The organism is Bacteroides mucinivorans (assembly GCF_034654355.2).
Lineage (GTDB): Bacteria > Bacteroidota > Bacteroidia > Bacteroidales > Bacteroidaceae > Bacteroides > Bacteroides nordii.
On record NZ_CP178179.1, the window covers coordinates 4,424,386 to 4,436,037 of the forward strand.

Genomic DNA, 11,652 nt, shown 5'->3' on the forward strand with positions numbered 1-11,652 from the left:
TTCTATTACGTTTTTAATTATAATACGGATTTTGTATCAATTTCTCATTCTTAGCAATTTCCCCGTCAGGAATTCTCTCATAATACATTTTTGTGTGGAATGTATAGTAGTATTTATTGGCATTGGCTTCTTCATATACATATTTCTGTTTGTTAATATCGAAATATGGATACAAAGCTGTATACTGCTTAGCTTCAATCTCTTTATCAGCAATTCTCCAGCGTCTTAAATCCCAGTAAGTATGATTCTCAAAAGCTAACTCAATTCTACGCTCGTGTCTAACCCTGTCAACTGTCAAATCATCCTGAGCAAGTAATTTGATATCAGCACGTTTACGGATATCATTTATCCAGAGCAGGGCATCATCCAAATGTTGTCCCATTTCTACTGCCGCCTCAACACCATTCAAAAGAGCTTCTGCATATCTGAATTCAATCCAATGTTGTTCAGAGTAATTTTCAACTACTTCAGGTTGCGGCATACTTTCATTCAGGTACTTACGCATAAAGAAACCGGTCATATTACCAGAATAATTTCCGCATCCACTTTTCCCTACAATATGATAAACCTTTCCGTCCTTAGCTGTATAAACAGCATTCTCATAATTTGTAGCATTCTCTTTTTTGGTCCCATCTTCTATTATCAATCCCTTCTGAATAGAACAAAGTTCACCTTTGAAATATGCATTCGGATAAATGATAGAACCACCAAAACGAGCATCCATATCTTTAAACAAATCAGAAGGATCATCAAAATAGGAATCTCTCGCCCTTTCTGCAAAATTTGCAGAAGTACCATCTTTGCGCTCAAACATTTCAACAAATTCCAGTGTAGGATTCATATTAGAAGAATACCCATCACCACGGTATTGATAAGGAACAAAATAAACATCCCAACCATGTGCATTTGTATTACGTTGGAAATATTTACAGAAAATATTTTCAGGACTATCTTCGGCAAGGAATAACTCTGCAAAATTCTTCTCTTTGTCCGAATTCTTTTGATACAATGAAAATTTCTTTGATTTTTCAAGTTCTTTTACAGCATTATAAGCCAATTCAAAATAATTATTTGCCAATGCTTTATCAATACCGACCAAACCATTCAAATCAATGTTTCCATACCGTGCAATACTACCGGCATACAGCATAGCGCGAGATTTTAATGCCAAAGCAGCATATTTAGTGACACGTCCTTTTCCCAAAAGTTCTTCATTATCAGGTAGCAAACGAATAGCTTCGTCTAAATCTTCTGCAATAAAATCATAACAATCTTTTTCCGTGTTTCTCGGAACCTTTAACGATTCAATATCACCGATATACTCTTGTGGTTCTTTCAGTATAGGTACTCCACCATATCTTTTTACCATCGCAAAATAGTAGTAAGCCCTGATAAAATAAGCCTCTCCCAACCATGCATCAGCAAGAATCGTATTCTGAAAATTAGATTTATATGCCGGAAATTTCTGCAAGAAGTAATTCACTCGACGAACTTTCCCATAATCCCAACAGCCCCACCAGGTTCCATCACCAATAGTAGCAATATCATCACTGGAACTACACATGGCCTCCCCCGAAACATTCGGTAGACGCCCTTGCCCTTTACCTACTACGTTGAATCCTTGTTGTGTATAACGAAAATCCTCTATCGGCAAATCATAGTAAAGAGTAGTCATATAAGACTTTATTCCCGATTCTGATTTAAAAATCGCATCATCTTGTATAATATTAATTGGTGGTACATCCAGATAATCACAAGAACAAAATGATGTTGCCATCACCAATACTGATACTAATATTTTATTTATTTTCATAGTATTTCAAATTAGAATGCTAAATTCAATCCAAAGTTAAAGTTTCTCATAATTGGATACAGATATCCATAAGTCCCTTCCGGATGCTCGGGATCGACAAAATCCAGATTAGATAATGTAAATAAATTATATCCGCTTGCAAATATCCTCAAACGATCTACCCTAAATTTACGTGTAAAATTCTGTGGTATTGTATAGCCAATTTCCACACTCTTCAATCGTAAATAAGAAGCATCATACGTAGTCTGTTTACATCTTGCATAATTTGTTCCATAAGATCCGGCATCACGGGTTGTCGGCCATTTCCCGGAAATCCAGTTTCCGTTTTCGTCCTGATGATATCTGTCATAAAAATGTGCCAACCCATTTCCACTAAAGCACAACGGGTATTGCAATTGCTCAAAATAGATTACATTAAATCCACCGCCACCCTGAAATAATAAGTTCACATCAAACCCTTTCCAGGCAGCAGTAATAGTAGCTCCAAATGTCATTTTGGGATTTCCGTTATCATTGGAGTGCTCGTATGTATTCGGATAAACATCGTTACCATCGATAATTCCATCTCCATTCCAGTCTTCATATTTCCAGTCACCCGGCAATTGGGTAGCACCACCCTGACCATCCTGAATAGGAGAATGCCAAATGTCGTCCATCGAAGTAAACTGTCCATTAGAACCATAAGTCCATCCCATATCAGCATAACGGTTTGAATACTTATTTCTCCATCGATCATAAGAATTCACAGCATCTCCTTCCTGCAAACGTCTGTTCAGACGACGAGTCAATGCAAAATTTAAATTTACAGAATAATTAAAATCATTAATTCTATTGCGATGCCCCAATACTATTTCAAAACCTTTATATAAATCCTGATTCATGTTTTCTTCAGGTAATTCGGCTCCTAAAGTTCCGGGGATTTCACCACTTCTTTTTGCAAGCAAACCATCTCTGTATCTCCAGAAGAAATCTACCTGTGCTGAAAGTAGTCCATCCCAAAGTTCAAGGTCGGTACCAACATTCAATGTTTTTGATTTATACCAAGTTATCAATTCATTTGGAATTCCTCTGAATCCTAAGCCTTTATTGACAACATTACCAAACACATAACTCGCTCCCGGATAATCATATCCGGACAAATATTGATAGGATGAGGAACCATCATCACCCATAACACCATAAGATGCTCTTAACTTCCAATTCGTGATAAAGGATAGTTCATCAAGTTCTTTAATAAATTTTTCCTCAGAAATTCGATATCCAACAGATGCCGACGGGAAAAATCCCCAACGATGCCCCTTAGCAAACTTGGAAGAACCGTCATAACGAAAGCTAACTTCTGCCAAGTATTTAGATTGATAATCATAATTGATACGTCCAACTATACCCATATTTGTTACACGATAAATCTGACCGGCATCTGCATTACCGATTTGCTTTTCCTCAGAACCTGCAAAAAGTTCATCTACAGCATCCATCTCGAAGTTTCTTTTTGCCCACAGATTATCCTCTTCCTTTGCACTTTGTTCGTATAAAAATAGTACTTTAAGATTGTGTTTCTCTGCAAAAAGACGCTCATAATTCAGAGATGCCTGTAATTGATTTTGTGTACCTTCCCATGACTTTCTATAAATAGAAGAAGGAGATGAGTAAATTTGAGAATTATAAACATCCTTTTCTTTATCATATTTATATAAAGTATATTGTTTCTGGAATTCTTTCTGTTGAGAGTTCTTATAATCAAAACCATACAAGAACTTAGCACTTAATCCTTTCAAAAAAGGAGCATTGTAAGTCAATGAAAATGTAGTATTTAGGGTCCGGTTCACCTTACGTTTATAACCAGATTGATCGGCATCTGTGATCATAAGCGGATTCAGGCCATACATCACGTCATTTGGAAAATTCTCATTATTATTGGCATATGGAGTTTCCGTAGGCTTAAGCATCCAAATAGCTTTAAATTGTTCCCAGGTATCCTTATAAGGTTGATTTTTTTCATCGGACATTACACTTACCAACATTTCCGCCTTCAGATTTTTTGTAACATCAAACCCCAGATTAGAACGAATATTATAACGATGATAATTCAAATCGCCTGTTTTCCAAATACCGTCTTCTCCATAGTAACCAAAAGAAAGAAAATACTGTGCACGCTCTCCGCTTCCACTTGCTGTTATATTGTGATGTGTTTGTGGAACCAAATTTTTCATAGCCAAATCATACCAATCTGTAGCTCCTTCCCGGCGAAAACGTTCTACATCTTCCTCTGTGAAAGTTGTATTAATACCTCTGCCCATATTCTTATCTGCTTCACGAACAAGTTCAGCATATTGAGAAGCATTTAAAACATCCGGCAGACCGGAAGGATTCTGAAAGCCAAAACTCCCGGTATAATCAATTCTGGTTTTACCGTTTTCTCCTTTACGGGTTGTCACTAATAATACACCATTTGATGCTCGCATACCATAAATAGCAGCAGATGCATCTTTCAATACAGACACACTCTCAATATCATTAGCTTCCAACCGTTGAAAATCAGAGACTTCTCTCACTATCCCATCAATGACTATCAAAGGAGTACCCAGACCACGAATATCCATTTTAGCATCATAACTGCCTGGCTCTCCTGTACGTTGCTGAATACGTACGCCCGGCAATTTACCAGTCAGCATATTCTGCACATTCGAAGTTGGAGTAGCTGTCAGTTCATCTGTACCTACCGTACTGATAGCGCCTGTTAAAGTTGCTTTTTTCTGTGTACCATAACCTACTACTACCACTTCATCTATCATCTGAGTATCTTCACTTAAAGTTACATTTACCACAGTTTTCCCCTTCAGAGCAACATCTTTTGAAGCGAAACCAATCAATGAGAATTTTAATACTGCTTTGTCACTGGATACATTCAAGCTAAAAGCACCATCTATATCAGTTATCGTACCTGTATCTGTTCCTACCAATACGATATTAACCCCTGGTAAAGGATCACCCGCCTGATCTCTCACAACCCCGGAAATCTTCTGCTGCTGATCATTTCCCGCTAAAGCTGTAGCACAACTCACCACAACAAAGAACAAAAGCAGAAAAGAATGAGAGTAGTGAGAAAGCATTGAAACAGCTTTTTCATGTAAAGAAATTGTCTTTTTTTTCATACGTCCTATTAGATTATTGTTATTCAGCCATCACTTTAACAAGCAATTCTAAATTAAAAAAATTAAAAGAGATAGAAAAGAAGGGACCGACTGAGCGTATCCCCTCCTACTTTGATTTATTTCACAACTTTAAATGCCTGAGAAGCTTCGTTTGAAATAACATTGACTACATAAATACCTTTTTCTGTCAAAGAAATATCTTCTGTTGTATTTTCAGCTATCTGTTTAGCCACCAATACACCATTCGTTGTATAAACATAAATCATTTCATTTCCATTCAGACCTTCTGCCCGAATACCTTCCGTAGTCACATAAACGTTATAAGTAGCCTTTTTAATATATTCAATTCCAGTTGTTTTTGTCTGCCATTTAAATATCGGATAAGGAGAAATATTCGAATCTATTTTCCATACCTCATCAAAATCCCAACCCAAATCATCTACATAAAATTCTTCTGTCAATTCCTCTACTGTTTCTCCATTATCAGTATCAGCTCCGGTTCCTTCTGTCACAGATTGACCATTCAACAAAACTGAAGAGTGTGCATAATTGTCAGAAACATCTCCACCATTTCTCTTACCCACAATCCGGTGAGTCACTTCAACCTCCCCTTTAATATCTTTGTTTAAAGACAAACAAGAAGTAACCGTAGCTCCATCATTAGCACCGACAATACCTCCGACATTTGTTTTACCTTCAATAGTAGAAGTCGAATAACAATACATTACTGTAGCATTCCCAGAACTTACTATTCCACCAACGGCATCTCCGGTCTCACCATCTGTAGATTTAGCCATTACATTGCAATCAATTGTATAACAGTTAGTGATTACAGTAGTACCGGCACATGGTCCAGCGAGTCCACCGGAATTAGAACCGGTTCCAATATTCGAGCAAGAACTGTTGATAATTCCTATTTGCTCAAACGTAGCATTACGAGTAAATCCCGACACAATGCCTAAACGTCCGCCACCAACAACCGTCACATTTTCAAGCAATAGATTTTTAATTGTACCACCGTCGACAACACCAAAAACACTCATATCATGTGCACCGGTATCATCACCATGTTTGGCCATCAAATTAGATATCTTATATCCGTTACCATCAAATGTACCACCAAAACGAGCATCCGAACCATCACCGCTTCCCCATTCGGCTAATGGCCACCAGCCCCCTTCCTTTTCATAAGAGGCAAAATCCAAATCAGCCATCAATTTAAAATAAGCACTACGATTCTCGCGTATGGCATCAAATTGAGCAGGTGTTTCTATTAAATAAGGGTCTGCTTTTTTCCCACTACCTCCAGCATATAAGTTTTCACTTTCCTGTGCCAAAACACCTGAAACCAACATCATACTGCAAAAACAGGATACAACAATCTTTTTGTAATCATTCTTTTTCATAATACTAAAAATTTAATTATTAATAATGCACTTATTTTATAGTGGATTTCGGACGGCAATCCATATCCGCCCCAAATCCCTTATTCGGCTCATTTCCCATTGTAATAACTAATGTTCCACCATTCATTATATCGGCATGAGAGATATAAGATTTATTATACGGTAGATCGTTCAACTTAATAGACTGGATATATTTATTCTCCCTCGAATTGTTTATCGTACTTATTTCAAATATCTTATTTTCTGGTAATTTCAAAGTAACCTTGTCAAAAATCGGCCTACCGAAAACATAGATTCCATTAGAAGGATTGACCGGATAAAAACCTAATGCAGAAAATACATACCAGGAAGACATCTGCCCACAATCCTCATTCCCCTGTAAACCATCCGGTAAATCACTATACATTCGTGACAAGATATAATCTACCTTCTCTGCTGTTTTCCATTGCAGACCGGCATATGCATAAAGATATACTGTATGGTGCCCAGGTTCATTACCATGTGCATATTGCCCGATCAGACCGGAAATATCAGGAGAAGCCTCATCACCCAAATCGGCATTAACTAAAAACAAACTATCCAATTTTGAAACAAATGCATCCTCACCGCCAAACAAAGAAATCAAGCCTTCCACATCATGAGGTACCAGCCAGGTATATTGCCAGCCGTTTCCTTCACAATAAGCATCATTCCGGTGAGTTGAATGAACTGGGTTAAACGGGGTAAGCCAAGAGCCATCCTGATTTTTACCTCTGAAAAAATGTGTCTCCCCGTCCCAATATTTTTGATAAGCCAAGGCACGCTTTGAAAAATATTCATAATCTTCCACCTTACCCAACTTTTGAGCTACCTGTGCTACTCCCCAATCAGCAATAGCATATTCCAATCCCTTAGCCACTGATTCCTTCTCTTTATCTGCAGGAATATATTCAAGTTTTGTCACATACGATAATCCCTTATAATCAGACATCATTGAAGCTTTCATTGCCTGATAAGCTCGTTCGTAATTAAATCCTTTCACATTCTTCAATATAGCATCTGCAATGACAGGAACCGACTGAATTCCAATCATTTCATTTGTATCTGAACCATACAAATGCCACACCGGCAAACGTTCTTGCTGTTCATAAATAGCCAACATTGAATTAATAAAATCGGGGACACGTCCCGGTTGTATCAATGTATACAGCGGATGAGCAGCACGATACGTATCCCACAATGAGAATACAGTATAATTAGTAAAACCCGGATCACCATACACATTTTTATCTGTACCTCTATATTCCTTATTATAATCATTGAACATGGTAGGTTGTATAAAAGCATGATATAAGGCTGTATAAAAAATACGCTTTGCTACCGTATCTGTAGTCGTCACCTGCAACTTGGATAATTCAGCATTCCATTTGGCTGTTGTTTCACCGACAATCCGTTCAAAATTCCAATCCGCTATTTCTTGCTGGATATTAGCTGCTGCATTCTCCATGCTTACCGGAGATATTCCCACTTTCATGTCAAGCTTCTCTACATCAGATGCAACAATTATATTTCCCTTCACATCTACTCCCTGTAAAATGCTTCCTTGTACCGATATTGAATCATGATACAAAGCCAAATGTACCGGTTCGGAGAAAACAGCTGTAAAATAAACCTGCTGCTGTTTAGACCATCCTGTAGAACAACGATACCCTCTGACAGTAGTATCATTCACTTGTTCCAAATAAGTATCAGTAGGACGATCGTCTCCATTAGCATCTTTTAAATTAATCATCACATACTTTTCTGCAATCTTCGGAAAAGTGTATCTATGAAAGGCAACCCGATCTGATGCTGTCAATTCTACTTTTATATGGTGGGTCTCTAATAGTACTTCATAATATCCAGGTAAAGCCTTCTCATTACTTTTAGAATAATAAGAAGCATAACCGGATAATGGATCATCCTGGGTACCCGGCTGTGTACGCACTTTCCCTGTATATGGCATAAACAACAGATCACCAGTATCACTACAGCCAGTTCCATTGAGATGTAAATGTGAAAAACCAATTACAATCGAATCAGAGTAATGATACCCTGAACACCAATCCCACCCTTTATTTATATTATTAGGACCGATCTGTACTGCTCCGAACGGAGTAGCAACTCCTAAAAATGTGTGCCCATGTCCTCCGGTTCCAATATACGGATCCACATAAGCTACTGGTTCCATAACATCTGATTTATCCATGTTACTACAGCCCAAAGTAAACATGAAACAGCTTAATAGTAAAAACTTCTGTAATTTCATCTATGTTTATTTATTTTCGTTACTTAAAGAATAAGGGAAGTCTTTAACATTTTTCCCCCGTTGCATACTCGATGAAGCGTTCATGTCAAAATCAAGAACCACACCATTCAGTAGTCCGTCATGTTTCAGCCAATTATGATTATATTCTTTTCCATCTATTTTCAAAGAAGGTGGATTTCCCGTAGATAACGTAATTTTAGAGAGTGTTCCTACCAACGGATTCACATAGTCCACCGGAAAAAATATCATCGATTTGATAGTTTCCTTTTTTACTATAGATAAGAATACAATTAAAGGAGCTTTTTTCATTATAACATTTTTGTTTGATGCAAAAATAGGTTTCGAAGATTAACAGAAACATTAACAATACATTAATAATCGATGATACAAGCATATGTAAAGCATCTTTTTATTCCAAAAGCATTAACAAAACATTAATGTATTAGTCTTTCTATTTCAATTCACTTTTCCGGTCATTCCTCCAACATTTATAATTCCTTCTATCCGACAATTTGAGTAACAATCAATAATCTTACTATCTTTACTCATGGAGCTGGATATCCCTCCTACACAATCTTTCGCATAGACATTACCTCCCTGTATAGAGCAAGATTTTACCACCGACCTGTAAAGTGGTCCTGTCAGTCCTCCGGCATTCGACCCATGGTCCGATAATCTGTTTTCACATTGACTATTAAGTACACACACCTGTTCTATCTTTGTAGAAAATGTAGCTCCAGTTAGAACCCCTAAACGTCCTTCTCCAATGATCTTACAATTTTCAACCTTCAAGTTTACAATCTCCGCTCCTTCTGTCACTCCAAAAATACTCAGATCATGAGCTTTTCGTTCTACCGACAAATTCCTAATCGAATACCCGCTACCGTCAAAGAAGCCACTAAAACGCTCCAATGCTTTATCTCCACTCCCCCATTCTCCTAAAGGCCACCAGCTTTGTCCATCCTCCCGGACATAATCAGAAAAATCAAGATCATTAACTAACTGAAAGCATTGGCTTCTATATCTCCGTATATTATCAAACTGTTGCGGAGTAGAAATAAGAAAAGGATCTTCTCTGCTCCCTGTCCCACCTGCAAAAGGAGCATTTTCCTTTAAATAAATCCGTAAAAGCTCAAAAAAAGACGGTGCATCCAACAAACAGATACTCTTATCCATTTTTTTCATCTCCTCCACCACCTGTACATACCATGTAGGAGATTTTATTATATTTCTAAACCAATGAAAAGGTAATTCTCCCCTTTCTTTTATTCTATTGACAATGGCTATCGCTGCTTCTTTAGGATTAACATCATTAATATCGTAATCCGATCTCAACACGGGCATATTTTTAAAAAGCATACTCAGAGAAGATAGTTTTTGAGGAACAATTCCATTAGGACTAAAAGATTTATAACATTCCATTCCCTCCCAATTTAAACCAGGAGCATAGCCATCGACAATAAAACCAGTAATACTCAATCCCCATTTTTCATAATAAGGTTTACAATGCTCTGCCCACGATTGTAATCCAGAAGGTAATCCTGAAATAGGTCTAGGTTCCTGTAACATTCCGGGACTCAAATATCCGGCTCCATTGTCTGAGGCAACAAAATAATCATTTTTAGTAGCAGTTTTTCTAAAATTATGCAACACATGAGGTACACGCTCCTGTAATACCGGGCTTATAGCCCACATCATCGGTACTTTACCTCTATTAGGATCATCCCAGGTAAGTGAAGTAAATTGGCTCACCCAGGATGAAGCATCATAATCCCCAACATAAAAAATGAGAAAGTTCCTTCCTTTCATGTCAACCTTACCATCTGAAGTCAACAGCCCTCTTTGTTTCAATTCATCATGAGTAACCCATGACTGCAAATACTGTTTGTCTAAAGGGAAATGCTGCCAGAAAGATGCATTTGCCAATGCACCGATTGCAATTGCATCGGCATCTTTAAAAGCATTGTAGGCACTGATAAGACGTAAAAACTCCCACTCAGCAGGAACATCATCATGAATACCTCCGGCATGTTTTGTATATTTAAATGCCCATGAAGGGAAACCACCTATATAACAATACTTTTTCCCTTTATTCTGCTGATAAGCCAACAATAGCATTTCCTTAAGGGTTGCCAGATCAGTTCCGACCTTTTGAAACGGTTCGTCCGTTGCTGGTTCGTCTCCCCATGGTGATAAATCGAAAAAGAAAGCTCGTTTACTAATGAAGAAATCATGATTAGAAAGGGTATGATGATTCCGTACTGTGACACCAGGGTTTTGCTTCCAATATTGATCCAAATAATAAGCGGCATATTCCGTATTACATTTCCCTGTTTTCATATAATTCTCTATATACCAAATGTACGGATCATTTTTTATAGATCCCGTACTATTTCTATTCGTGCCCGGAATCACCCCTAATCCCGTAAACATAACACTTCCATCTTCATTAACTAATCTGTGTTTTATTTTTAATTGGGGACCACCCAGAACCAAGCGACTATACAAACTCTCAGGAGCAGGATCATAACGTATCGGCAAAAGGTCTTCAACACCTGAAACAGCAGAAGCTACGTTACTTGTAGACGGAACTCTTTCATCATAAAGTACCACCCCTTTTACATATCCGGCATAAGCCGATACTAAATCTTCAATAGTATTATAAGTTATTGTTTCTTTTCGATACAACCACTGTCCCTTCTTACGATATTTATTCAGCCAATATTTATCAATATCCAAATGATCACGATCTACAAAAAAAACATACAGTTGTGGAACATCTCGATTGACAATTCCTTGCAAAGCTGAAACGACGTGTACATCGTCCCAAGCTATATCACGTCCTTCAGAAGTTGATAAATCGGTTTCTAAAGTATAATGCAGATCATAAAGCCCGATCACCTCTTGCCCAGCTACCTTATAGCAACCAAACAACAAAAACAGCATTCCATAAACAAAAATATTTTTCATAATATTATTCCCCTATTAAAT

At 37.5% G+C, this 11,652-nt stretch carries 6 protein-coding genes; all 6 read right to left on the bottom strand.

The window, feature by feature from the left end:
- Nucleotides 1–13 precede the first annotated feature (13 nt).
- Nucleotides 14–1,813 (bottom strand): RagB/SusD family nutrient uptake outer membrane protein, encoded by a 1,800-nt coding sequence (locus tag VCM39_RS17045; protein ID WP_002559503.1) that lies wholly within the window; start codon nt 1,811–1,813, stop codon nt 14–16.
- Nucleotides 1,814–1,824: 11 nt separating this feature from the next.
- Entirely contained in the window at nt 1,825–4,968 is a 3,144-nt protein-coding gene (locus tag VCM39_RS17050) for a TonB-dependent receptor (RefSeq protein WP_322932743.1), read from the bottom strand.
- Nucleotides 4,969–5,084: 116 nt separating this feature from the next.
- On the bottom strand, nt 5,085–6,374 hold the full coding sequence (locus VCM39_RS17055) for a T9SS type A sorting domain-containing protein (RefSeq protein WP_122200916.1): 1,290 nt from the start codon (nt 6,372–6,374) through the stop codon (nt 5,085–5,087).
- 31 nt (nt 6,375–6,405) lie between these two features.
- A complete protein-coding gene (locus tag VCM39_RS17060) occupies nt 6,406–8,661 on the bottom strand; it encodes a GH92 family glycosyl hydrolase (RefSeq protein WP_322932744.1) in 2,256 nt (751 codons plus the stop codon).
- A 6-nt stretch (nt 8,662–8,667) separates the two neighbouring features.
- Nucleotides 8,668–8,970, bottom strand: a complete 303-nt coding sequence (locus VCM39_RS17065; protein WP_221650587.1) for a hypothetical protein — start codon at nt 8,968–8,970, stop codon at nt 8,668–8,670.
- A gap of 147 nt (nt 8,971–9,117) precedes the next feature.
- A complete protein-coding gene (locus VCM39_RS17070; protein ID WP_407934697.1) occupies nt 9,118–11,607 on the bottom strand; it encodes a GxGYxYP domain-containing protein in 2,490 nt (829 codons plus the stop codon).
- Nucleotides 11,608–11,652: the final 45 nt, after the last annotated feature.

Bases quoted from the DNA above. Each gene is read 5' to 3' on its own strand.
- VCM39_RS17065 (WP_221650587.1), bottom strand. From the start codon at position 8,970: ATGAAAAAAGCTCCTTTAATTGTATTCTTATCTATAGTAAAAAAGGAA.
- VCM39_RS17055 (WP_122200916.1), bottom strand. From the start codon at position 6,374: ATGAAAAAGAATGATTACAAAAAGATTGTTGTATCCTGTTTTTGCAGT.
- VCM39_RS17050 (WP_322932743.1), bottom strand. From the start codon at position 4,968: ATGAAAAAAAAGACAATTTCTTTACATGAAAAAGCTGTTTCAATGCTT.
- VCM39_RS17045 (WP_002559503.1), bottom strand. From the start codon at position 1,813: ATGAAAATAAATAAAATATTAGTATCAGTATTGGTGATGGCAACATCA.
- VCM39_RS17060 (WP_322932744.1), bottom strand. From the start codon at position 8,661: ATGAAATTACAGAAGTTTTTACTATTAAGCTGTTTCATGTTTACTTTG.
- VCM39_RS17070 (WP_407934697.1), bottom strand. From the start codon at position 11,607: ATGCTGTTTTTGTTGTTTGGTTGCTATAAGGTAGCTGGGCAAGAGGTG.